Raw genomic sequence first — 22,939 nt, 5'->3', positions numbered from 1 at the left:
CGCCCTACCAGCGGGCCGGCGGGGGCGCGGTCACCCGGTCCGCCAGCCGCGCCAGGCGGTCCCGGAACCGGCGGCGCCCCGGCCGCGCGGCCGACGCGCCCGCCAGGATGTTCTCCCCGGCCGCCGCGCTCACCAGGTGCTGGACCACGTCGAGGTCCACCTCGTCCCCCTCCGTCACCGACAGCGCCTCGTGCGCCAGGGCGCGCACCTCCCGGTCGCCGCCGTCCAGCGACAGCACCGTCGCGCCCGCCCGCCGCGCGTCGTGTACCCGCTCCAGCAGGCCGCCCTCCGGCCGCTCCGGCGCCACCACCAGCAGCGTCGCCCCCCGGCCCGCCGCCTCCAGCCGTCCGAGGCCCACCGCCAGGTGCGCCGGATCGCCCCGCCGCACCCGGTGCCGCACCAGCGTGGGCGCCAGCTCCGGCCGGCCCGACCAGGCCGCCTCGTCCACCAGGTGCGCCGCCAGGTGCCACGGCTCGTGGCGGGCCGTCCCCACCAGCAGCAGCCCACCGCCGTGCGGCACCACCGAGGACCGCAGCGCGGCGGCGAACCGGCGGGTCGCCGCAGGCCACTCCGTACCGGCCAGGACCTCACGCAGCAGTGCGACACGTACGGCATCCATGGCGCCGTATCGTGCCCCTCCGCACGCCCCTCGCGCGGGCGTTCGGCGCCGCGTCACCCGGAAGGGGACGTGCCGCGTAGTGTCGGGACCATGACTACTGATCCGTACGACCTCCCCGACGTCTCCGGGCTCGTCGTCGGTGTCCTCGGCGGCACCGGCGACCAGGGCCGCGGCCTCGCCCTCCGCCTCGCCCGCGCCGGCCAGAAGGTGATCATCGGCTCGCGGGCCGCCGAGCGCGCCGAGGCCGCGGCCGCCGAGCTGGGCCTGGGCGTCGAGGGCGCCGACAACGCCGAGTGCGCCCGGCGCAGCGACGTCGTGATCATCGCCGTGCCGTGGGACGGGCACGCCGCGACGCTCACCGCGCTGCGCGAGGAGCTGCGCGGCAAGCTCGTCGTCGACTGCGTCAACCCGCTCGGCTTCGACAAGAAGGGCGCCTACGCCATCAAGCCGGAGGAGGGCAGCGCCGCGGAGCAGGCCGCCGCCCTGCTGCCGGAGTCGCGGGTCACGGCCGCCTTCCACCACCTGTCGGCCGTCCTGCTCCAGGACGAGTCGGTCGAGCGGATCGACACGGACGTGATGGTGCTGGGCGAGAAGCGCGCCGACACCGACATCGTCCAGGCCCTGGCCGCCCGCATCCCCGGCATGCGGGGCGTCTTCGCCGGCCGGCTGCGGGGCGCCCACCAGGTCGAGGCGCTGGTCGCGAACCTGATCTCGGTCAACCGCCGCTACAAGGCCCACGCGGGGCTGCGCGTCACCGACGTCTGACCGGCGTCCGGCGGCGGGCCGGGCATGGGGGACACTGGACGGGCACGTTTCACGCCGTACCCGGACAGGAGCCGACCCCCATGCCCCGCCTCGCTCTGTACGCCCTCGTCGTCTGCGTCCTCGCCGTCGCCGCGGCGGTGGTCTCGTTCGTCCAGGGCACCTGGCTGGGCATCGTGTGGGTGCTGCTGGCCGGGGTGTCCTCCAACATGGCGTGGTACTACCACCGCCGCGCCAGGAACGTCACTGGCTGACGATCTCCTGGCACAGCTCGTTCTGCTCCTGCCAGAACCGGTACAGGTCCTGCCCGCAGTACGTCTCGGCGTCCTGCACGCCCAGCCCCTGGAGGACCGTGTCGACCAGCCCGAAGAAGGCGTGGTTGACCTCCGGCACGAACAGCAGCGCGAAGACGGCGAGCAGCCCGAAGGGCGCGAACGGCTCCACCTGGCGGCGCACCTTGTACGACAGCCACGGCTCGATCACGCCGTACCCGTCCAGCCCCGGCACCGGCAGGAAGTTCAGGATCGCCGCCGTCACCTGCAACAGGGCCAGGAACGCCAGCGCGAACCGGAAACCGAACGGCACGCCCTCCAGGGCCCCCAGCCAGAACGGCGCCGTGCACACGACGGCGAACAGCACGTTCGTCAGCGGGCCCGCCGCGGAGATCAGGCTGTGCTTCCAGCGGCCCTTGATGCGGTCGCGCTCGATGAACACCGCCCCGCCGGGCAGGCCGATGCCGCCCATGATGACGAAGACCACCGGCAGCACGATGCTCAGCAGTGCGTGCGTGTACTTCAGCGGGTTGAGCGTCAGATAGCCCTTCGCGCCGATGGTCAGGTCGCCGCCGTGCAGCGCCGTACGGGCGTGCGCGTACTCGTGCAGGCAGAGCGAGACGATCCACCCGGACGTCACGAACAGGAACACGGCCAGGCCGAGATTGGCCGAGAAGCCCGTCCACACCGCCCATCCGGTGACCGCCATGATGGCGGCGATCCCGAGGAAGACGGGGCTGATCCTCCGGTCGCTGTGGCGGGAGGTGGCGGTGGCCATGGGCGGCGCTCCTGGGCTCGGACGGGTGGTACGGACGCGGTCGACCGTACCGGACGGGGCTCGGGGGGCCGAGGGAAGCAGAATGGGGCGGTGCGCATCTCCCTCCTCGGTCCCACGCAGGTCCACGAGCCGGACGGCACCGCCGTACCGGTCGGCGGGGCGCGGCTGCGGGCGCTGCTGACGGTCCTGGCGCTGCGCGCCGGGCGGACCGTGCCGGCCGGGCTCCTGATCGACGAGGTGTGGGGCGGTGAGCCGCCCGCGGACGCGCCCGGCGCCCTCCAGGCCCTGGTGGGCCGGCTGCGGCGGGCCCTCGGGCCGGACGCGGTGGTCTCGGCGGCGGGCGGTTACCGGCTCGGTGCCGATGCCGACGCCGTGGACCTGCACCGTTTCGAACGGCTGGCGGCCGCGGGCGTACGGGCGCTGGAGGCGGGCGACCCGGCCGGGGCGCTGGCCCGTCTGGACGAGGCGCTCGCGCTGTGGCGGGGCGGGGCGCTCGCGGACCTGCCCGACCGGACGGCCGAGGCGGCCCGCTGGGAGGCGCGCCGCCACGAGGCCCGCCGGGCCCGGCTGCGGGCGCTGCTCGCGCTCGGCCGCCACCAGGAGACGCTGCCCGAACTGGCCGCCCTGTGCGGCGCGTTCCCCCTCGACGAGCCGCTCCAGGCCCTGCGCGTGCGCGCCCTGCGCGCGGCGGGCCGCCCGGCGGAGGCCCTCGCCGCGTACGAGGCGGTGCGCCAGGACCTCGCCACCCGCCTGGGCACCGACCCGGGCCCCGAACTGCGCGCCCTCCACACCGAACTGCTGCGCCCGCGCGACACCGGCCCGGCCGCCGCCCCCGCCGGTCACGGGGTGGGCGCTGCCCCTGCCGGGCAGGGAGTGGGCGCTGCCCCCGCCGGTCACGGGGTGGGCGCTGCCCCTGCCGGGCAGGGGGTGGGCGCTGCCCCCGCCGGTCACGGGGTGGGTGCCGCCTCCGCGCGTGGCTCCGGTGAGGTCTCCGTTCCGCCCCGGCCCGGGAACCTGCGTGCCCGGCTCACGAGCTTCGTGGGGCGCGAGGAGGACATCCACACCGTCCTCGGCGACCTCGCGGGCGCACGGCTGGTGACGCTGCTCGGGCCCGGCGGGGCCGGCAAGACACGGCTGTCGCAGGAGGCCGCCGAGCGCGGCGCCGAGGCGTGGCCCGACGGGGTGTGGCTGGCCGAGCTCGCGCCGGTCGACGACCCCGGCGCCGTACCGGACGCCGTGCTCACCGCCCTCGGCGCGCGCCAGACCGTGCTGCGCGGCGCCGGGGCGGAGGAACTGCGCGCGGCCGAGCGGCACGGCGACGGCGACCCGCTCGGACGCCTCGCCGAGCACTGCTCCCGGCGCCGCATGCTGCTCCTGCTCGACAACTGCGAGCACGTCGTGGCCGCCGCCGCCGCGCTCGCCGAGCGGCTGCTGGAGGAGTGCCCCGGGCTGACCGTCCTCGCCACCAGCCGCGAGCCCCTCGGCGTACCCGGCGAAACCCTGCGCCCCGTCGACCCGCTGCCCGACCCGATGGCGCTGCGGCTGCTCGCCGAGCGCGGCGCGGCCGCGCGGCCCGGGTTCGGCGTCGCCGACGACCCCGATGCGTGCGCCGAGATCTGCCGGCGCCTCGACGGCCTGCCGCTGGCCATCGAACTGGCCGCCGCGCGCCTGCGCATGCTCACCCCGCGCCAGATCGCCGACCGGCTCGACGACCGTTTCCGGCTGCTCACCAGCGGCAGCCGCGGCCGCGGCGTCCTGCCCCGCCAGCAGACGCTGCGCGCCGTCGTCGACTGGTCCTGGGACCTGCTGGACGCGCCCGAACGGGTGGTGCTGCGGCGGCTTTCGGTGTTCTCCGGCGGCTGCGACCTGGACGCCGCCGAGGCCGTCTGCGGCGGCCCCGACGCAGCCGGCACCCTGGACGCGCTCGGCTCCCTCGTCGACAAGTCGCTCGTCGTGGCCGATCCCGCCCCCGACGGCGGCGCCATGCGCTACCGCCTGCTGGAGACCGTCGCCGAGTACGCCGCCGAACGCCTCGACCAGGCCGGCGACCGCGCCGCCGCCGAACACCGCCACCTCGTCCACTACCGCGAACTCGCCCGCACCACCGACCCGGAGCTGCGCGGCCCGCGCCAGCGCGCCGCCCTCGCCCGCTTCCAGCTCGAGTACGAGAACCTCCGCACCGCCCTGCGCCGCGCGGTGGCCGCCCGCGACGAGCAGGAGGCGCTCTGCCTGGTGCTGTCCCTCGTCTGGTACTGGCAGATGCGCGACCAGCGCACCGACGCCCTGCACTGGGCCGAGTCCGCCGCCGCCCTCGGCCCCGACCCCTACGCGCGGCCCGTCGCCGCCGCACCGCCGCTCGTCGCGCGCTGCACCGACGCCCCGCCGCCCATGAGCGACGACCAGCTCCAGGAGGCCCGCCGGGGCGTCCGCCTGATCCAGCTCGTCAACATGGACCACCAGACGTCCACCTGGACCTCCCCGGAGGGCATGGAACGGCTGCGGGCCATCCGCGCCGCGTACCGCCCCGGCCTGCCGCAGACCTGCCGCATGCCCGGCATGCTCTGGTGGTACGCCGTGCTGCTCACCGGCGACCCCGGCGAGATGCGCGAGCTGCTCGACTCCACCGTCGACGCCTGCCGGGAGTTCGGCTACGCCTGGGAGCTGGCCCACGTCCTCCAGACGCGGGCCAACGTGCTGGCCAACCGGAGCGACTGGGCCGGTGACGCCGGCCGGGACGCCGACGAGAGCCTGAAGATCTTCGAGCGGCTCGGCGACTCCTGGGGCGCGGCCGAGGCGCTGGCGGCGCGCGGCGAGGCCCGCGAGCGGCGGGGGGAGTTCGCCGGCGCCGCCGAGGACTACGAGGCCGCGGTGGGCCACGCCGAGCGGCTCGGCGCGCAGGCCCAGACGGCGCTGCTGCGCGTCCGGTACGCCGGGACGCTCAACGAGACGGGCCGGGGCGAGGAGGGCGAGGCGACCCTGCGCGAGGTCCTGGCCCGGGGCCGCGCCGCCGGGCACGAGGCCGTGCCGGCCGCCCGGCTGTACCTGGCGATGTGGCTCGGCCGCACCGGCCGCACCGGTGAGGCTCGCGAGCAACTGGCCCTGGTGCGCGAGGAGTTCGCGTACGACGCGCTGTCCCTCTTCGAGGGCTTCACGATCGGCGTGCTCGCCTGGCTCGACAACCTGGACGGCCGGTACGCCGACGGCCTCGACCACGCGGTCCGCGCCCTGGCCCACGCGCTGAGGCCGCTGTCGATGATGGTCGCGCCGCACATGCCGGCCGTGCACCTGGTCACCGCCGCGTGGGCGCTCGCCGGACTGGGCGGCCGCGACCGGGCCCGGACGGCGGCCGTGCTGCTCGGGACGCACGCCGGGCTCCTGCCGGAGGGGCACGTGGCCCCACCGATGGAGCGCGAGAGCCTGGCCACGGCCACGGCGCGGGTGCGCGCCGCCCTTGGCGACGAGGCCGCCTTCGAGGCCGCGTACGCCGAGGGCGGCCGCCTCACCGCCGAGGAGGCCGCCGCCCTGCTGGAGGCCGGGTGACCGCGCCCCGGTCCGCTCGCCTCAGGTCCGCCTGCGGAACCGGGCGACCGCGAGCGGCGCGGTGACCAGCGTGATGCCCACGGCCCAGGCGAGCGTCATCCACACCGAGTGGGCGACCGGCCCGCCGTTGATCAGGTTCCGGGCGGCGTCCGCGAGGTTGGAGAGCGGGTTGTAGTCGGTGAACGTCTTCAGCCAGTCGGGCATCGACGTGGGCGGGGCGAAGATCGACGAGCCGAACTGCAGCGGCATGAGCACGAGCATGGCGACCCCCTGCACGGCCTGCGTCGTCGGCAGGCTCAGCCCGAGCAGGATGAAGATCCACATCAGTGACGCGCCGAAGACCATCGACAGCCCGACCGCGGCCAGCAGGTCGACGACGGAGGTCTTGATCTCCATGCCGAGCAGGAAGCCCATGCCGAGCAGGATCGTCGTGGCGATCAGCATCCGGCCGACCTCCACCACGATCTTGGCGACGAGGACCGACGACCGGGCGATCGGCATCGTCCGGAACCGGTCCATCACTCCCTTCTTGACGTCGTCGTTCACCCCGGTGCCGACGGCCATGGCGATGTTGATGCCCATCATCGCCATCAGGCCGGGCGTGACGTAGTTGACGTAGTCCTGCTGGTTGCCCTTGCCGGCGATCGCGCCGCCGAAGACGTACACGAACAGCAGGATGAAGATGATCGGCATCAGCACGGCGTCGAACATCGACTCCGGGTCCTGCTTGATCTGGAGGGCGTTGCGGCGCACCAGGGCGCCGACGTGCCGCGTGTTGGCCCGCAGGCCGATGCGCCCCTCCGAGGGCGCCGTCGTCGTCACCGTGCTCACGCGGCGACCTCCTCGGGGATCGTGCCGGACGCCGCGGCGGACGTCTTCTCACCGGTGATGGCCAGGAACACCTCGTCCAGGCTGGGCAGATGGGTGCCGATGTGGGCGATGCCGAAGCCCCGCTCACCCAGCAGACCCACCACGGCGGTCAGTTGACCGTCGCTGAGGATCGGCACGTACAGCAGGCCCTCGTCGGGGACGACCGTCGCCCCCGCGACGCCGGCCAGTCCGCTGTCACTCAGCGCACGTGCCATGCCGGGCAGTTGGCCGGGGTCCACGGGCCTCACCTGGAGGGTGCGGCCGCCGACCCTGGCCTTCAGCTCGTCCACCCCGCCGTGCGCGATGACCCGCCCCCGGTCGATGACGGTCAGCTCGTGCGCGAGCTGCTCGGCCTCCTCCATGTACTGGGTGGTGAGCAGGACGGTCGCGCCCTCGGCGACCATCCGCTGGACCTCGTCCCACACCTCGTTGCGGGTGCGCGGGTCGAGGCCGGTCGTGGGCTCGTCCAGGTACAGCACGGCCGGGCGGCCGATCATGGACGCGGCCAGGTCGAGGCGGCGCCGCATGCCGCCGGAGTACTGGGTCGCCGGGCGCCGGGCGGCCTCCGTCAGGGAGAACCGCTCCAGCATCTCGTCGGCGCGCCGGCGGGCGTCCTTCCGGGACAGGTCGAGCAGCCGCCCGATCATGTACAGGTTCTCCCAGCCGGACAGCTTCTCGTCGACGGAGGCGTACTGGCCGGTGAGCCCGATGGTGCGGCGCAGTTGCCGGGGCTGGCGCACCACGTCGTACCCGGCGACGGTGGCCGTCCCGGCGTCCGGGACGACCAGGGTGGACAGGCAGCGGACGAGCGTGGTCTTGCCGGCGCCGTTGGGGCCGAGCACGCCGAGGACGGTGCCCTCGCGTACGTCGAGGTCGACCCCGTCCAGCGCCTTGGTGGCGCCGTAGTGCTTGACGAGGCCCCGTACCTCGACGGCGTTGGTGTCGGATCGTGTCATGCCCCCATCGCACCAGGGGCCACCGACAGCTCACCGACAGCTCACCGACAGGTCACCGACACCGGCTCCGGGCCGCCGGCGGATCGCCCGCGCGGCCGGGAGGACGGCTCAGGCGGGCTTGGCGTAGTCGACGAACCCGACCCAGTCGAGCATCACGCACGGCTCGTCCCCGAGCACCCAGGCGTCATGGCCCGGTGCGATGGTGACGAAGTCGCCGGGACCCACCTCGATGCTCTCGCCGTCGTCCATGACGATCTTCATCTGCCCGCTCACCGTGTACGCGACGTGCGCGGCCTGGCAGCTCTCGGTACCGGCGATCGGCTTCACGTGCTTGGACCACTGCCAGCCCGGCTCGAAGACCGCCCGGCCGACCGAACCGCGGTCCGAGTTGACCAGGTCGAGCTTGCCCTTGCCCTCCTCGAAGGGCCGGGTCTCGTCCGGGGAGTCGAAGTTCTTGCGTGCGATGCCTGCCATGGCGTCGCCTCCGGTGAAGCAGTGTGCGGTCCCCCGAGTCCACTTCCCAGGCTAACGCCGGCCCCGCACGCCGACAGCCCGCCGATGGGGGAAGTCGGCGGGCCGTCGTCTGTGCCGGGAGTGGCTAGTGGAAGGTGTGCTCCTCCTGCGGGAACGCTCCGCCGACGACCTCGTCGGCGAACGCCCGCGCCGCGTCCCCGAGCGTCTGCCGGAGGTTGGCGTACTGCTTGGTGAAGCGCGGCACCTTGCCGCCGGTCAGGCCCGCCATGTCGGTCCAGACCAGGACCTGCGCGTCGGTGTCGGGCCCGGCCCCGATGCCGATCGTCGGGATGTGCAGGGACCGCGTGACCTCGGCGGCCAGCTCGGCCGGCACCAGCTCCAGCACGAGCGCGAAGGCGCCCGCGTCCTGGGCGGCCTTGGCGTCGCGCAGCAGCCGGTGCGCCGCCTCGTCGCCGCGCCCCTGCACCCGGTAGCCCATGGTGTTCACGGACTGCGGGGTCAGACCGAGGTGCGACATGACGGGGATGCCGGCCTGGACCAGCATCTCGGTCTGGGGCAGCGACCGCTCGCCGCCCTCCAGCTTCACCGCGCCGACCCCCGCCTCCTTGACCAGCCGGGTGGCGGAGCGCAGCGCCTGCACCGGGCCCTCCTGGTACGAGCCGAAGGGCAGGTCGCCCACGACCAGCGCCCGCCTGGTGCCCCGGACGACGGCGGCGGACAGGATGGCCATCTCGTCGAGGGTGACCGGGACGGTGGACTCGTAGCCGAGGTGGCAGTTGCCCATCGAGTCGCCGACGAGCATGACGGGGATGCCGGCCTCGTCGAACACGGAGGCGGTCATCGCGTCGTAGGCGGTCAGCATGGGCCACTTCTCGCCACGCTCCTTGGCGGCGGCGATGTCGTGGACGGTGATGCGGCGCGTGCCCTTGCCGCCGTACAGCGCCTTGCTGCTGTCGGCGGACTGCGTGGAGGCAGCCTGAAGCGTCATGTGGAACGGCTCCTTCGTCATCTCGAGGCGCCCTGACGGCGTCCCCGGACCACGTCCATGGTGGCACTTCGTGCCGCACGGGGGGAAGTGGGTCCGCGGCCATCTCCACCGCCGCCCCAGCGGGCCTGTTTGTGCGCGTTCTGTCACAGCCAGCGTTCCGGCCGCAACCCCCGGAACCCGGCGCGCCGCCTCTTCGTCCTCGTGGCAGTACGGCCGTCTCCTGATCCCCTAGGGTCGGGTCGGGGGCGGGCGTACGACGGAGCACGACGAGCAAGGCAGTGAGGACGGCGGCATGGCGCGGGTGGACGTGACGGAGACGGGGAACGGCAGCGCGCGGGAGCAGCGGCGCACCGGGTCCCGGGTCCGGTCGGTGGTCGACCGCTGGCGTCACGATCCGGGCATCTGGCGGCGGGGCCTCCTGCTCGCCGCGTGCGCCGTGCTGCTGGCGCTGCTGATGGTCTTCCACGCCCAGATCCCCAACAAGATCGGCAACCTGGGCAGTCTCACAGAGACGTTCCTGCCGTGGCTGGGCGTGCTCGTGCCGGTGATCCTGGTCGCCGCCCTGATGCGCCGCTCGGCCACCGCGCTGGTGGCCGCCCTGCTGCCGGGGGTGATCTGGCTCAACCTCTTCGGCGGGCTCGTCACCGACAAGTCCGGCACCGGGGGCGACCTCATGGTCGTCACGCACAACGTCAACGCCGACAACCCCGACCCCCAGGGCACCGCCCGCGAGCTCTCCGGCTCCGGCGCGGACGTCGTGGCCCTGGAGGAGCTCAAGCCCGGCATGGTCCCGGTGTACGAGCAGGCGCTCGCCGACACCTACCCGTACCACTCCGTCCAGGGCACGGTCGGCCTGTGGAGCAAGTACCCGATGAGCGACAGCCGCCCCGTGGACATCCGGCTGGGCTGGACGCGGGCCATGCGCGCCACCGTGACCGCGCCCTCGGGCGAGGTCGCCGTCTACGTCGCCCACCTGCCGTCCGTGCGGGTCAAGCTGAACGCCGGGTTCACCGCCAACCAGCGCGACGACAGCGCCGACGCGCTGGGCGAGGCCATCGTCCGCGAGGACCTGGGCAAGGTCATCCTGCTCGGCGACCTGAACGGCACGATGAACGACCGGTCGCTGAACGCGGTCACGTCCCAGATGCGCTCCACGCAGGGCGCGGCCGGTGACGGCATGGGCTTCAGTTGGCCGGCCGCGTTCCCGATGGCGCGGATCGACCAGATCATGGTGAAGGGCGTCGAGCCGGTCGCCTCGTGGACGCTGCCCGCCACGGACAGCGACCACCTGCCGATCGCGGCCCGCGTCACGCTCTGACCGGCCTGCCGGGCGCGCCTCGCGCCCCGCGCCGGTACGCCGAAGGGGCCTCCCGCGCCGTCGCGGGAGGCCCCTTCGCCGTCGTGACCGGGCGAGGGCGGTCAGCCCGTCGTGGTCTCGCGCCAGCGGTTGGTGATCGGCAGGCGCCGGTCCTTGCCGAAGCCCTTGGCGGAGATCTTGGTGCCCGGCGGGTACTGGCGCCGCTTGTACTCCGCCGCGTCCACCAGGCGCAGCGTCCGCGTCACCAGCTCCTCGTCGTACCCGGCGGCGACGATCGCGTCCTTGCCCTGGTCGCGGTCGACGTACAGCTCCAGAATCCGGTCCAGGACGTCGTAGTCCGGCAGCGAGTCGGTGTCGACCTGGCCCGGCCGCAGCTCGGCGCTCGGCGGCTTGGAGATCGAGTTCTCCGGGATCGGCGGCGTCTGCCCGCGCTCCTCGGCCGCCCGGTTGCGCCACCGCGCCAGCCGGAAGACCGACGTCTTGTACACGTCCTTGATCGGCCCGTACGCGCCGACGGAGTCGCCGTACAGCGTCGAGTAGCCCACCGCCAGCTCGGACTTGTTGCCCGGCGCGAGGACGATGTGGCCCTCCTGGTTGGAGATCGCCATCAGCATGGTGCCGCGCAGCCGCGACTGGAGGTTCTCCTCCGCCAGCCCCGTCAGACCCAGCGAGCCCATGTACGCGTCGAACATCGGCTCGATCGGCACGGTCCGGAAGTTCAGCCCCGTGCGGCGGGCCAGCTCGGCCGCGTCGCCCTTGGAGTGGTCGGAGCTGTACTTGGACGGCATCGACACGCCGTACACGTTCCGCGCGCCCAGCGCGTCACAGGCGATGGCGGCCACCAGCGCCGAGTCGATGCCGCCGGACAGGCCGATCAGCACCGAGCGGAAACCGTTCTTCGCGGCGTACGCGCGCAGGCCCACCACCAGCGCGGTGTAGACCTCCTCGTCGTCGTCGAGCCGCTCCGCGTACCCGCCGGCCAGCTCCGGCTCGTAGGCGGGCACCGGCTCCTGCGACAGCACGACCCGCTCGATGGCCAGCCCGTCGTCCACCACCCCCGTGGGGGCGTCGGGGGACGCGGCGGGCAGGTCCAGGTCCAGGACCACGCTGCCCTCGGAGAACTGCGGCGCCCGCGCGACGACCTCGCCGTCCTTGTCCACCACGATCGAGTCGCCGTCGAAGACCAGCTCGTCCTGGCCGCCGATCATCGCCAGGTACGCCAGGGTGCAGCCGGCCTCCTGGGCGCGCTTGCGCACCAGCTCCAGGCGGACGTCGTCCTTGTTCTGCTCGTACGGCGAGGCGTTGATGGACACCAGCAGCCCCGCGCCCGCGCTGCGGGTGGCCGGGACGCGGCCGCCGTCCTGCCACAGGTCCTCGCAGATCGCGAGCGCCACGTCGACGCCGCGCACCCGGATCACCGGCATGGTGTCGCCGGGCACGAAGTACCGGAACTCGTCGAAGACGCCGTAGTTGGGCAGGTGGTGCTTGGCGAACGACAGCACCACCTCGCCGCCGTGCAGCACGGCGGCGGCGTTGCGCGGCGCGCCGGCCGGCTGGCCGTACCGGGGCTGGGCCTTCTCGGAGCGGTCCAGGTAGCCGACGATCACGGGGAGGTCCCCGAAGCCCTCGGCGGCCAGCCGCGCGGCGAGCGCCCGCAGCGCGCTGCGGGACGCCTCGACGAAGGACGACCGCAGGGCCAGGTCCTCGACGGGGTAGCCGGTCAGCACCATCTCGGGGAACGCCACGAGGTGCGCTCCCTGCTCGGCGGAGTGCCGGGTCCAGTGCACGATCGCCTCGGCGTTCGCGGCGAGGTCACCGACGGTCGAGTCGATCTGATTCAGGGCGAGGCGTAGTTGAGGCACGCGGTCAGTGTAATCGTCAGAGCGACACGATGTCCTGGCGGTGTCCCGGAGGGATGCGCCACACCGGCCGGACACCGGCATGGCTCCGGCAGCGCATCGGCAGGACACCGGCATGGCAGGCTGGCTGCCGGGCGCACGCGGCGACGAGGGGGAGCGATGGGGTTCGTACGGGTCGGGGGAGTGCCCCACCACGTGGTCGTGGAGGGCAGCGGCCCGGTCTGCGTGCTGAGCGCCGGCCTCGCCATGAGCTGGTTCGACTGGGACCCCGTCGTGCCCCTGCTGGCCCCGCACCGCACCGTCGTCCGCTTCGACCGCCCGGGCCACGGGCTGAGCGGCCCGGCCGCCGTGGCGCCCTCCGCGGCCGGCGAGGCCCACCGGATCGCCGGCGTCCTCGACGCGCTCGCCCTGGACGGCCCAGCGACCGTCGTCGGGCACTCCATCGCCGGGTTCCACGCGGAGGCGTTCGCCCGGCTGCACCCCGCCCGTACCGCCGGGGTCGTCCTCGTCGACGCCTCCGTCGAGGAGCACGCGCGCGTGCCCGCCGCCCCCGCCGTGCGCACCGCGCTCGCCCGGGCCGCGGCCGCCACACTGTCCGCCGCCGGGGCGCCCGCCGCGCTCGGCCCGCCCGTCCGCCGCGCCGTGGTCCGCCTCTCCCGGCCCGGCCACGCCCCCGACCCGGCGCCCGCCGCGCTCGTACGCCGCTGCTACGCCACCTCCCGGGTGCTGGCCGGCGCCCTGCTGGAGAACACCCATTACCGGGCCGTCGCCGCCGAGCTGCTCGCCCTCCGTGAGCGCCACCCGCTCCCGCCGGGCGTCCCCGTCACCGTGCTCGCCGCGCCCGCGTCGGCGCGCTGGACGGCCCGCCAGCGGGCGCTCGCCGACCAACTGGGCGCCCGCTTCGAGGCCGTGCCGGACACGGGCCACCTGATGATGCTGGACCAGCCGCGGGTCCTGGCCGGCGCGGTGCTGGCGGCGGGCGGCCGGCCCCGGGCGCACGCGCCGGGGGCGTGAGGCGGCACGGGGACGGCGAGGGAGCGGCCCCGGGGCGGCACGCGCCGGGGGCGTGAGGCGGCACGCGCGTCACGCCCCCGGGTGCGTTCGCCGGTCAGCCCTGCTCGTAGACCTTCTCCGCCCAGCCCGCGACCTGCGACTGCGACAGGTGACGAGCCAGGTCGGCCTCGCTGATCATGCCGACCAGCCGCTTGTTCTCGATCACCGGCAGGCGGCGGATCTGGTGGCCCTTCATCTCGCGCAGGACCTCCTCCACGTCCGCGCCGGCGTCGATCCAGCGCGGCGTGCCCTTCGCCATGTCGCCCGCCGTCACCTGGGCCGGGTCGTGGCCCATGGCCACACAGCCGACGACGATGTCGCGGTCGGTGAGGATGCCGCAGAGCCGTTCGTTCTCGTCCGCGATGGGCAGCGCGCCCACATTGAGGTCGCGCATCATCTGCGCGGCACGGTCGAGGGTCTCGTGTGCGGGGAGCCACTCGGCTCCGGGGTGCATGATGTCCTTCGCGGTGGTCATGGGGTTCCTTGCCTCCGAAAACGCCATAAAGCGCCGTACGTCGGTCCCCGAGCGCCTCCATTCTCACCGCGCCCCCACCACCCCGCGACCGCTGCGCCGCCGGATGGCCGCCGTACGCGACACGGCCGCCCCGGGGGCTCCCGGAGCGGCCGCGCACGAGGGAACCGGCAGCCCTACGGCTTCGCGCCCCGCGCCTTCAGCAGGTCGGCCATCAGCAGGATCTCCGACTCCTGGGCGTCGACCATCCCCTGGGCCAGGTCCCGCTCCGCACCGGGCCGGCACCGCTCCACACAGCCCTGCGCCATGTGCACCCCGCCCTTGTGGTGCTCGGTCATCAGCCGCAGGTACAGCACCTCGGCCTGCCGGCCGCTCGCCGCCCGCAGCCGGTCGAGGTCCTCCGGACTCGCCATGCCCGGCATCGCGCCGTGGGACGGCATGCCCATCCAGGCCATCGGCTCAACTCCCGGCGCCACCTTCGGCAGGCCCCACATGTCCAGCCAGCCCAGCATCATGCCCCGCTGGTTGGCCTGGGTGTTGGCGATGTCGTACGCCAGCCGGCGCACCTCCTCGTCCTTCGTGCGGTCCCGCACGATGAACGACATCTCCACCGCCTGCTGGTGGTGCACCGACATGTCCCGCGCGAACCCGGCGTCCGCCGAATCCGCCGCCGGCGCCACCTGGCCGGGCTCCGGGCCCGCCGAGGCGACCGTGGCCGCCCCGGCGAAGAGCAGCGCCAGCACCACGGCGGTCACCGAGGCCCACTGCGTACGCGTCACTGCTGGCCCAGCCCGTTGGTGCACGCCGCGCCCGGCTCGGGCGTCTGCGGGCCCTGCACGTACTTGGTGAAGAAGGCGTCCACCCGCGGGTCGTCGGCGCGGTCGACCGTCACCTGCTTGCCCCAGGCGCTGAGCATGATCGCGCCCGCCTGCTCCTTGACCGGGCTCATGAAGGAGTACGAGGTCTTCTTGACCTTCTCCTCCAGCTTCTTCACCTCGCCGGAGGGCGCCTTGTCGTTGTACGTCACCCACACCGCCCCGTGCTCCAGCGAGTGCACGGCGTTGCGCTCCGGGATCGGCTTCTTGTAGACGTCCCGGTCGCAGTTCATCCACACCTGGTCGTGGTCACCGCCGACCGGGGGCTTCATCGGGTACGTCACGGGCGTGGTGACGTGGTTGCGGCCCAGCTTCTTGGCGTCCCAGGACTTCTCGTCCGTGATCGGCGCCTTGGCGGCGGCCTCCCGCTGCTCCTGCTCCTTGTTCTCCTTGTTGAGCACGTATCCGCCGAAGCCCACGAGGCCGGCGACCACGAGCGTGCTGACGGAGATGGTGATGATGCGGTTGCGGCGCTCGCGGGCCTTCTCGGCGCGGCGCATCTCCTCTATCCGGGCGCGGCGGTCGGCGGTCGAGGATCGGTTGGCAGCCATGGTCGTTGTCCTTCTCAGAGTCCGAAGAAGATGGGTGGGGGATACGGAATCCGGTACTGCGGCGGGCCGCCTAGGTCCGCAGGATCTGAAGGGCATGGAGGTCCGGCGCACGTGACCGCTCCTGGGAGGCGGCGGGCGGACCGGTGGCGGGCGGCAGCGCGGCCCGCACCAGGACGTCCGTGTGCGGCGGCGGGTCGAGCGGCGGGGCGGTGAGGACCGCCGGGTTCAGGTGGGGGAAGAGGCGGCAGTCGGCGTCGTCGTACGGACACGCGTACGCGGTGACGACGCGCTCGGCGGGCGTGTACCCGGCCGCCTCGACCCCGTGGGCCCGGTCGCGGCCCTCGGCGCCGCCGTGCGGCGCCAGGCAGATGAAGAGCGCGGCGAAGAGCGTCGCCACGGCGCCGATGGTCGCCATGGGACGCACGATGCGTATGAGCCGCTGGCCCCCCATGGGCGCTGATGTTAATGGGCGCGCCCCCCGGTCAGCCATGGCCGTCCGGTGTGCTGAGCGCGAGGAGGGCCACATCGTCGCCGACCTCACCCGCGTACGACGACAGATCGCGCCACACCGCCCGCACCAGCTCCACCGGCGGGACGGGCCGCGCCAGCGCCCCGAGCCGCGCCGCCAGCGGATAGAACGCGCCCGTCCCGTCCCGCGCCTCCGTCACCCCGTCGGTGTGCGCGAGCAGCACGTCCGTGGGCCCCATCGGCACCGACACCGTCCGCGGCGCCCGGAAATCCGCGAGCCCGAGCCCCAGCGGCGCACCGGGCGCCAGCTCCACCTCCCGCGCCCCGTGGCCGCCCACCAGCAGCGGCGCGGGATGGCCGCAGCTCAGCACCCGCACCGCCGAGCCGTCCGCCGGGAACTCCATCAGCACCGCCGTCGCGAACACCTCCGTGTCCCCCCGCCCCGACGCGTCCACCACCAGCCGCCGGTCCAGCCGGGCCGCCACCCCGGCCAGCTCCGGCTCGTCGAGCACCGCCTCCCGGAACGTGCCCAGCAGCGCCGCCACCGTGCCGACCGCCGCCAGCCCGTGCCCCTGCACATCGGCGACGATCGCCCGTACCCCGTACGGCCCCACCTGCACGTCGTACAGGTCGCCGCCCACCAGCGTCCCCCGCTCCGCCGCCCGGTACAGCGCCCCGCACCGCACCGGGCCCACCCGCTCCGGCATCGGCGGCAGCACCGCGAGCTGGGCCGCCTCCGCGACCGACCGCACCGACACCAACTGGGCGTCCCGCCGCACCCGCACCCCCGCCAGCACGACGCTGACCAGCCCGATCAGCCCGAAGGCCAGCAGGTCGCCATAGGTGACGTCGTCGGCCCGGACGGCGGGCATCAGCAGCAGCCCGAAGAGGGTGCCCGACACCAGTGCGGTGCCGAGCATCCCGTACAGGAGTGTCGTCAGCGGCGGCACCACGGCGAACGCGAAGCCGAGCTGGACGCTCCTGGGCGTGGTGAGCTGGACGACCACCAGCAGGACCATCGTCAGCCACGGCAGCAGGCGCAGCCAGGCCGGCGGTGTGCCGGCGCCGGGCAGCTCCCGTGTGCCACGGTCCATGGGACCAGTCTGCGAGGCCACCGTTACCTGCGCCACAGAGCTCCATGCACTATGGGTTCGCAACGTGCACGAAACCGTGTGGTGGCATGCTGGCCTGATCAGCGAGGATGGGTGTGGAAATGGACAAGCAGCAGGAATTCGTACTCCGTACGCTCGAGGAGCGCGACATCCGCTTCGTGCGCCTGTGGTTCACGGACGTGCTCGGCTTCCTGAAGTCCGTCGCCGTGGCCCCCGCCGAGCTCGAGCAGGCCTTCGACGAGGGGATCGGGTTCGACGGCTCGGCGATCGAGGGCTTCGCCCGGGTGTACGAGTCGGACATGATCGCCAAGCCCGATCCGGGCACCTTCCAGATCCTCCCGTGGCGGGCCGAGGCCCCCGGGACGGCCCGGATGTTCTGCGACATCCTGATGCCCGACGGCTCGCCGTCCTTCGCCGACCCGCGCTACGTCCTCAAGCGCATCCTGGCGAAGACCTCCGACCTCGGGTTCACCTTCTACACCCACCCGGAGATCGAGTTCTTCCTGCTGAAGGACAAGCCGCTGGACGGCTCCAAGCCGGTCCCCGCGGACAACTCCGGCTACTTCGACCACACCCCGCAGAACGTCGGCATGGACTTCCGCCGCCAGGCCATCACCATGCTGGAGTCGATGGGCATCTCGGTCGAGTTCAGCCACCACGAGGGCGCGCCCGGCCAGCAGGAGATCGACCTCCGCTACGCCGACGCCCTGTCGACCGCCGACAACATCATGACCTTCCGCCTGGTGATGAAGCAGGTCGCGCTGGAGCAGGGCGTCCAGGCCACCTTCATGCCGAAGCCGTTCTCGGAGTACCCCGGCTCCGGCATGCACACCCACCTCTCCCTCTTCGAGGGCGACCGCAACGCCTTCTACGAGTCGGGCGCCGAGTACCAGCTCTCCAAGGTCGGCCGCTCCTTCATCGCGGGCCTGCTGCGCCACGCGGCGGAGATCTCGGCCGTCACCAACCAGTGGGTCAACTCCTACAAGCGCATCTGGGGCGGCTCCGCCCGCACCGCCGGCTCGGGCGGCGAGGCCCCCTCCTACATCTGCTGGGGCCACAACAACCGCTCCGCCCTGATCCGCGTCCCCATGTACAAGCCGGGCAAGACGGGCTCGGCCCGCGTCGAGGTCCGCTCCATCGACTCGGGCGCCAACCCCTACCTGACGTACGCGGTCCTCCTGGCGGCGGGCCTCAAGGGCATCGAGGAGAGCTACGAACTCCCGGCCGGCGCCGACGACGACGTCTGGGCCCTCTCCGACGCCGAACGCCGCGCCATGGGCATCGAGCCCCTGCCCCAGAACCTGGGCGAGGCCATCTCCCTGATGGAACGCAGCGAACTGGTCGCCGAGACCCTCGGCGAGCACGTCTTCGACTTCTTCCTCCGCAACAAGAAGCAGGAGTGGGAGGAGTACCGGAGCGAGGTCACCGCCTTCGAACTCCGGAAGAACCTGCCGGTGCTGTAACCCCAGGTCAGCTCCGGTTCCACCGCTGTACGGCACTCCGGGCCGACGGTCACCGACTGCCGGCCCGGAGCCGTCTCAGTCGCTCTGGGCCGTCTGTGGGCCGTCGGACGTTGGAGAAGTAGCCTCGTACATGGTGTCCACGGCCTTCCGCGCCCGGCCGTCGCTGCTCGGCATCAGGTGCGTATAGACGCGCAGGGTGAACCCCGGGTCGCTGTGTCCGAGGTACGTGCTCAGCGCCTTCACGTTCTCGCCGACGTCCAGCAGAACCGACGCGTAGAAGTGTCGGAGCGCATGCATCCCGTGCTCGCGCGCGGCCTGGTGACGCGCCCCGGGCGACGGCTCCGGGATGACGCCGGCGGCCACAAGCGCGGGCTTCCACACCCGCGTGTTGAAGTCCGTGCGCCGAACGGCTCCGCCCCCATCGATTCGGGTGAACAGCAGGTGCTTGGTCATGAGTGGCCCGTCGGGGCGGAGCCACGGCAGAGTGACCGCGACCGGCGGGAACCGCTCTGTGTGCCCCTTCAGGACGCGCGCGACGCAGTCGGGGAGTGGCACCTCCCTGACCTTGTTGCGCTTCGGCGGGCCGAAGACGAGGTGCCCGTTCGCCACCTTCACCTGGGACGCGACGTGGAGCCAGCCCGTGTCGAACCTGACCTGGTCGAGCGCGAGGCCGAAGATTTCGCCCTGGCGGAGACCGCAGCCCGCTCCGAGGTCGACCGCGGCCTGGTACTGCGCCGGCAGTGCCGAGCGCACGGCGAAGACCCGCTCCGATGACCACGGCACGACCCGCGTGTGGCCGGGTTCCGGTGGCCGGACAGACCGTGCGTGACACGGGTTCTTCTGGAGATGGCCGTCGTCCACGGCTGCGTTCAGGACGGTCGAGACGCTGTTGTAGATGACGCGCCGGTACGACGACGCCGGCACGGCGCCCTCCAGCTTGCTCAACCAGTCACGGATGTGCCCGGGTTGAAACGACCCGAGCGGCCGTGTGCCGAGGTACGGGATCGCGTGACTGCGAATCTGCACCACCACGGAAGAGCGTGTGGTCATGTCCGTGGTCTGAGAGGCCAGCCACTTTTCCGCGTACTCGCGAAAGGTGACGCGGCCGGCCGTCGGGTCGATGTACTGGCCGCGCGACATGTCGGCCTCGATCGCAGCGAGCCACTGCTCGGCAAGGCGCTTTTGCCGGTCGGGGAAGCTCTTGGACTTCTCCGTGCCGTCGGGGCCGATGTAGCGGGCGCGGTAGCGCATACCGGAGCCGTGGCGGTCGCTTTTGACCCGTCGCGGTTTGCCGTCAGGGCCGGTCTCGGTCTTGTACCAGCGGTCTTGGATGTGGCCTGCCATGGAGGGGCGGTCCCTTCTTGGGCGCGGGAAGGGCGGGCCGCTAAACGGCCCGCCCTTGCGATGTGAGTGGTCAGGAGGTGTCAGGCAGCGTCGGCGGCCATGCGCTCGGCGGCCCAGCGGTGGACTGCGGCGGGGTCGTAGCGGATGTGCTTGCCGACGCGGAAGCCGGGCGGGCCAGTGCGCTTCTTGCGCCACTGGTAGACGGTCTCCTTGGGCACTTCGAAGAGTTCGGCGATGTCGTCGGGGGTGAGGTAGCGGTCCGGGAGCCCGGCGCGGAGCGTGGCCCGGGGGTCGGTGTCGGGTTTCACTGAGTGCCCTCCGGTGGTGAGCGCTTGGGCGTCCGTGTGTGTCCGAGGTGCGGATTTCTGCGTCACCTACGTCATCTGCGTCATTCGTCTCTTTGAACTGCGGTTTCGGGGTGACGCAGGACTCTGCGGGTGTGTCATCGGTGACGCAGGCTTCCGTTAGCGGGTGACGCGGGTGACGCGGGTGACGCGGGGTGACGCAGGATTCGGCCGTCTGCGTCACCGCTCTTGTGGCAGGTCAGTGGCCGTTTTCGGGGTGTGGGTGACGCAGGTGACGCAGCCTTCTCTACTTCGGACAGAGAGAGGGGGTGGTGTCTGTTGTCTGCGGCTCAGCGAGTGAAGAAGGAGCCGCTTCGCGGCGCGACCTTGCAGGGCGGCGCTGCCGCCGAACAGCAAGAGGAGCACGCGGGGCCGGGTGCTCCTCTTGCTTCTCCGGACGGCGCGGGCGCGCGGTCAGAAGACCGCTTCCTGCTCGGGCGAGGGCGGCGCGGTGGCCGGCCGTGCGATCTCGATGTAGCGGGATGTCTTGGTGCGCCCCCAGTCGATGAGGACGCCCCGGGCCGCGAGGGTGGGCTGGAGGCGCTTGAGGCGGTCTGAAAGGACCTTGCCCGTGGTCGGCCACCCCTTGGGCAGGGGACGGCATTCCTCACCTGTGTAGAGGCCCGTGAGGCAGTGCAGCCACTCGGCCGACGTCATCCGCTGCTCGGTGCCCGGCTCGATGCCGGCGGCGTGCTTGAGCACCGTCTGCGCGAGCAGGTCACCCTCGATGACATCGTCGTTAAGGTCATCCAGGCTGGCCCGGTAGGCGGTGAGCGCTCCCAGACCGGTGGCCGCGTCGAGTTGGGCGCACAGGTGCGCGAAGTCGGCCATGCGCAGGTCGGTCGGGATGTCCGCCTGCGCCGCCCGTACCTGCACGGCCAGGTCCAGGAGCGAGCCGAGGATGACGGGCAGGACCTCGGCGAAGTCGGACCACAGTTCCGCCTCGGTGCGCCGGACGCGGGGGCGTTCCAGCCGCAGGGGCAGGAGTCGTTCGGCGAGGTCGGGCCGGATAACGCCGACGTCGATACCGGTCAGGAGCAGGGGGCGGCGGTAGCCGACGCGGAAGACGTCTCCGTCGGTGAACAGGGCGCGCTTGACGTTCTCGGCGCCGGTCACGATGCAGCACATGGCGTCGGACAGGTCCGGGGTCATGTGGGAGAGGTTGTCCAGGGCGGTGACCCACCCGGCCGCCACTGCCGCGAGCAGGTTTTCCTCATCCTTCGGAGCCCGGCGCAGGTCCCCGGTCATGCCCTCGATGATCCGTACCAGCATCCGCCCACCGGTGGACTTGCCCGCACCTTGCGGGCCGGTGAGGAAGGGGGCGGGGACGGGCACGTCCGGACCCAGGCAGCCGATGAGCCAGGCGATGGCCAGGCACTCGGTTTCCGCGCTGGCGAAGTTGCACAGCCGCATCAGCAGGTCGATGCCCTTGCCGCCGGTGTCCTTGGCCGGCAGGGGCAGTTCCCCGGTGAGCTGGGTACGCCGCCAGCACACCTCACGCGGGTCCGGAACGGTGATGTCCCACCCGGTGGGGTGGATGCAGACCGACCGCCCGTCGGCGCGGCCCAGGTCCAGCCAGGTGGCGCCGTCGTACCCGGGCGCCACGCGGATGTGGACCGGCTGGGTTTCCTCGGTCAGCGCCAGTGCCTCGATCAGGTCCAGGGCCTCTTTGAGTGCGGTCCCGTTGAACACGCCGATCCCGTCGCGGAAGAGACCGACCATGAGTTCCTGCCGGTGGCTGCCCGTGGTGCCCTGGGACCGGATCGGCCGGGCGACGGGGTGCCCGTTCCTCTGTGCGTAGACCGTTCCGTCGGCGGTGCGGAAGTACCGGAAGTGCGCTTGCGCGTAGTCGGTGATGATCTGGCGAGCCGGGGTCTTCTCGTCCTCGGACACGGTGCTCACATCCCCATAGCGGTGCGGGCGTTGGTCCAAGCCTCGGTGCAGTGCCGGGCGCTCTCGCCCTTGGTCTGCGCGGCGGTGAACAGCCGCGTGATGTGGGCGTCGGTGAGGCAGCCGCACCGGCCGTGCGTGGACAGCACCGCGAGGAACGTCCGGTAGACGGTCGCGTGCACCGCGCTGGCGGCGCTGGTGATGCGCTGCTCGGCCATGGCGATACCGCGCTCCAGGTAGGCGGGCGTGCGGTGCGGACACGCCCCGCCCCGGGCCAGCCCGGCCGCCATCGGGGTGTGCGCCGTCCGGGCGGGGCGCGGCTGGCGCACGGCCAGGGCGCGGACGGCGTCCGGCAGGTCGGCCAGACAGCCGGTGCCGGGCCCGAGGTAGCGGGCGTACTGCATCTTCGACTTGATGTCGATGCCGGGACGCACCCCGTTGGACGAGCCCATGACGCCTCGGTAGATCCAGTGCTCTCCCCGCGTCGTCGCCACGGTCCGTGTGGCGGGCAGCGAGGCGCGGGCCCAGGCGATCGCGTCGGCGTCGTCCAGGTCTACGACAGTAAGTCCGGCGCCGCCCGGGTGGTAGGCGACGGCGGCGGCCGTACGCCACGCCGGCGCCCACGCGGGCGAGCTGATGACGGCCGGGTTAGTGGTGGCGGCGGCCCAGCCGTGGCAGACGCGCGGACACGCGCAGATTCCGGCGGCCTTCATGACCGGCCGGCCGCCGCAGGCGTTGTCCCGGCAGCCGGGGCAGTTGCCGAACGGGACCTTCCCGGCCCGCAGCGGCAGGACCGGCACCCGTGCGGCGGCAAGCCGCAGTGCAGTGGTCAGTAACGGCCTTACGGGGCCTACTCGCCGGATCATGGTCGGTTGAGTCATGCTTGGGGTCTCCAGTTCTCTGAATGGTGCTGGACGAGGGCGGCCCCGGT

General features: G+C 73.0%; 22 protein-coding genes. 6 read left to right on the top strand and 16 right to left on the bottom strand.

Annotated features, from left to right (window positions below; all coding sequences use genetic code 11):
• Positions 1-4: 4 nt before the first annotated feature.
• The gene (locus tag E2B92_RS07490; RefSeq protein ID WP_126883065.1) at positions 5-619 is read right to left on the bottom strand and encodes a hypothetical protein; all 615 of its coding nucleotides are present in this window, start codon (positions 617-619) and stop codon (positions 5-7) included.
• Between the two features lie 90 nt (positions 620-709).
• Between E2B92_RS07490 and npdG the strand changes: the two genes are divergently transcribed.
• Positions 710-1,384 carry an NADPH-dependent F420 reductase gene (gene npdG, locus E2B92_RS07485; RefSeq protein ID WP_126883066.1) on the top strand — a complete coding sequence of 225 codons (675 nt, stop codon included), beginning with the start codon at positions 710-712 and terminating at the stop codon, positions 1,382-1,384.
• An 80-nt stretch (positions 1,385-1,464) separates the two neighbouring features.
• A complete protein-coding gene (locus E2B92_RS32925; RefSeq protein WP_185923467.1) occupies positions 1,465-1,635 on the top strand; it encodes a hypothetical protein in 171 nt (56 codons plus the stop codon).
• Here E2B92_RS32925 and E2B92_RS07480 read toward each other — a convergent pair.
• Entirely contained in the window at positions 1,625-2,431 is an 807-nt protein-coding gene (locus tag E2B92_RS07480; protein WP_126883067.1) for a site-2 protease family protein, read from the bottom strand. The genes E2B92_RS32925 and E2B92_RS07480 overlap by 11 nt on opposite strands.
• 90 nt (positions 2,432-2,521) lie before the next feature.
• On the opposite strand from E2B92_RS07480, the gene E2B92_RS07475 reads away from it, so the two are divergent.
• Positions 2,522-5,971, top strand: a complete 3,450-nt coding sequence (locus tag E2B92_RS07475) for an AfsR/SARP family transcriptional regulator (RefSeq protein ID WP_133087432.1) — start codon at positions 2,522-2,524, stop codon at positions 5,969-5,971.
• Between the two features lie 21 nt (positions 5,972-5,992).
• Here the strand turns inward: E2B92_RS07475 and E2B92_RS07470 are convergent, their stop codons facing one another.
• From E2B92_RS07470 to panB, 4 genes are all read right to left on the bottom strand, one after another.
• Positions 5,993-6,802 (bottom strand): ABC transporter permease, encoded by an 810-nt coding sequence (locus E2B92_RS07470; RefSeq protein ID WP_126883069.1) that lies wholly within the window; start codon positions 6,800-6,802, stop codon positions 5,993-5,995.
• Positions 6,799-7,797 carry an ATP-binding cassette domain-containing protein gene (locus E2B92_RS07465; RefSeq protein ID WP_126883070.1) on the bottom strand — a complete coding sequence of 333 codons (999 nt, stop codon included), beginning with the start codon at positions 7,795-7,797 and terminating at the stop codon, positions 6,799-6,801. The genes E2B92_RS07470 and E2B92_RS07465 overlap by 4 nt, the downstream gene beginning before the upstream one ends.
• 108 nt (positions 7,798-7,905) lie before the next feature.
• A complete protein-coding gene (locus E2B92_RS07460) occupies positions 7,906-8,271 on the bottom strand; it encodes a cupin domain-containing protein (protein WP_126883071.1) in 366 nt (121 codons plus the stop codon).
• Between the two features lie 124 nt (positions 8,272-8,395).
• On the bottom strand, positions 8,396-9,259 hold the full coding sequence (gene panB, locus E2B92_RS07455) for a 3-methyl-2-oxobutanoate hydroxymethyltransferase (protein ID WP_126883072.1): 864 nt from the start codon (positions 9,257-9,259) through the stop codon (positions 8,396-8,398).
• Between the two features lie 292 nt (positions 9,260-9,551).
• On the opposite strand from panB, the gene E2B92_RS07450 reads away from it, so the two are divergent.
• A complete protein-coding gene (locus E2B92_RS07450; RefSeq protein WP_126883073.1) occupies positions 9,552-10,577 on the top strand; it encodes an endonuclease/exonuclease/phosphatase family protein in 1,026 nt (341 codons plus the stop codon).
• A 101-nt stretch (positions 10,578-10,678) separates the two neighbouring features.
• Here E2B92_RS07450 and E2B92_RS07445 read toward each other — a convergent pair whose 3' ends face one another.
• Positions 10,679-12,439, bottom strand: a complete 1,761-nt coding sequence (locus E2B92_RS07445; RefSeq protein WP_185923468.1) for an NAD+ synthase — start codon at positions 12,437-12,439, stop codon at positions 10,679-10,681.
• 156 nt (positions 12,440-12,595) lie between these two features.
• On the opposite strand from E2B92_RS07445, the gene E2B92_RS07440 reads away from it, so the two are divergent.
• Complete coding sequence (locus tag E2B92_RS07440; protein ID WP_126883074.1) at positions 12,596-13,450, top strand: alpha/beta fold hydrolase; 855 nt, start codon at positions 12,596-12,598, stop codon at positions 13,448-13,450.
• Positions 13,451-13,544: 94 nt separating this feature from the next.
• Here the strand turns inward: E2B92_RS07440 and E2B92_RS07435 are convergent, their stop codons facing one another.
• From E2B92_RS07435 to E2B92_RS07415, 5 genes are all read right to left on the bottom strand, one after another.
• Positions 13,545-13,964: a CBS domain-containing protein gene (locus E2B92_RS07435; RefSeq protein ID WP_126883075.1), complete on the bottom strand. Its 420-nt coding sequence runs from the start codon at positions 13,962-13,964 to the stop codon at positions 13,545-13,547.
• A 173-nt stretch (positions 13,965-14,137) separates the two neighbouring features.
• Positions 14,138-14,740, bottom strand: coding sequence for a DUF305 domain-containing protein (locus E2B92_RS07430; protein ID WP_126883076.1), 603 nt, complete (start codon positions 14,738-14,740; stop codon positions 14,138-14,140).
• Positions 14,737-15,387, bottom strand: a complete 651-nt coding sequence (locus E2B92_RS07425; protein ID WP_126883077.1) for a DUF3105 domain-containing protein — start codon at positions 15,385-15,387, stop codon at positions 14,737-14,739. Before E2B92_RS07425 ends, E2B92_RS07430 begins: the two co-directional genes overlap by 4 nt.
• A 70-nt stretch (positions 15,388-15,457) precedes the next feature.
• Entirely contained in the window at positions 15,458-15,802 is a 345-nt protein-coding gene (locus E2B92_RS07420; protein ID WP_235023719.1) for a hypothetical protein, read from the bottom strand.
• A gap of 67 nt (positions 15,803-15,869) precedes the next feature.
• Positions 15,870-16,949, bottom strand: a complete 1,080-nt coding sequence (locus E2B92_RS07415) for a PP2C family protein-serine/threonine phosphatase (RefSeq protein ID WP_133087431.1) — start codon at positions 16,947-16,949, stop codon at positions 15,870-15,872.
• Positions 16,950-17,068: 119 nt separating this feature from the next.
• On the opposite strand from E2B92_RS07415, the gene E2B92_RS07410 reads away from it, so the two are divergent.
• Positions 17,069-18,430 carry a glutamine synthetase family protein gene (locus E2B92_RS07410; protein WP_126883080.1) on the top strand — a complete coding sequence of 454 codons (1,362 nt, stop codon included), beginning with the start codon at positions 17,069-17,071 and terminating at the stop codon, positions 18,428-18,430.
• Between the two features lie 75 nt (positions 18,431-18,505).
• On the opposite strand, the gene E2B92_RS07405 is transcribed toward E2B92_RS07410, so the two are convergent.
• From E2B92_RS07405 to E2B92_RS07390, 4 genes are all read right to left on the bottom strand, one after another.
• Positions 18,506-19,774 carry a tyrosine-type recombinase/integrase gene (locus E2B92_RS07405; RefSeq protein ID WP_126883081.1) on the bottom strand — a complete coding sequence of 423 codons (1,269 nt, stop codon included), beginning with the start codon at positions 19,772-19,774 and terminating at the stop codon, positions 18,506-18,508.
• Between the two features lie 80 nt (positions 19,775-19,854).
• Positions 19,855-20,082: a helix-turn-helix domain-containing protein gene (locus tag E2B92_RS07400; protein ID WP_126883082.1), complete on the bottom strand. Its 228-nt coding sequence runs from the start codon at positions 20,080-20,082 to the stop codon at positions 19,855-19,857.
• Between the two features lie 450 nt (positions 20,083-20,532).
• A complete protein-coding gene (locus E2B92_RS07395) occupies positions 20,533-22,011 on the bottom strand; it encodes an ATP-binding protein (RefSeq protein ID WP_126883125.1) in 1,479 nt (492 codons plus the stop codon).
• A gap of 5 nt (positions 22,012-22,016) precedes the next feature.
• Positions 22,017-22,889 carry a bifunctional DNA primase/polymerase gene (locus E2B92_RS07390; RefSeq protein WP_126883083.1) on the bottom strand — a complete coding sequence of 291 codons (873 nt, stop codon included), beginning with the start codon at positions 22,887-22,889 and terminating at the stop codon, positions 22,017-22,019.
• Between the last annotated feature and the right edge of the window lie 50 nt (positions 22,890-22,939).

The sequence above is a fragment of the Streptomyces sp. WAC05374 genome, assembly GCF_004353505.1.
GTDB lineage: Bacteria > Actinomycetota > Actinomycetes > Streptomycetales > Streptomycetaceae > Streptomyces.
This window is presented reverse-complemented; position numbering and strand designations above follow the sequence as displayed.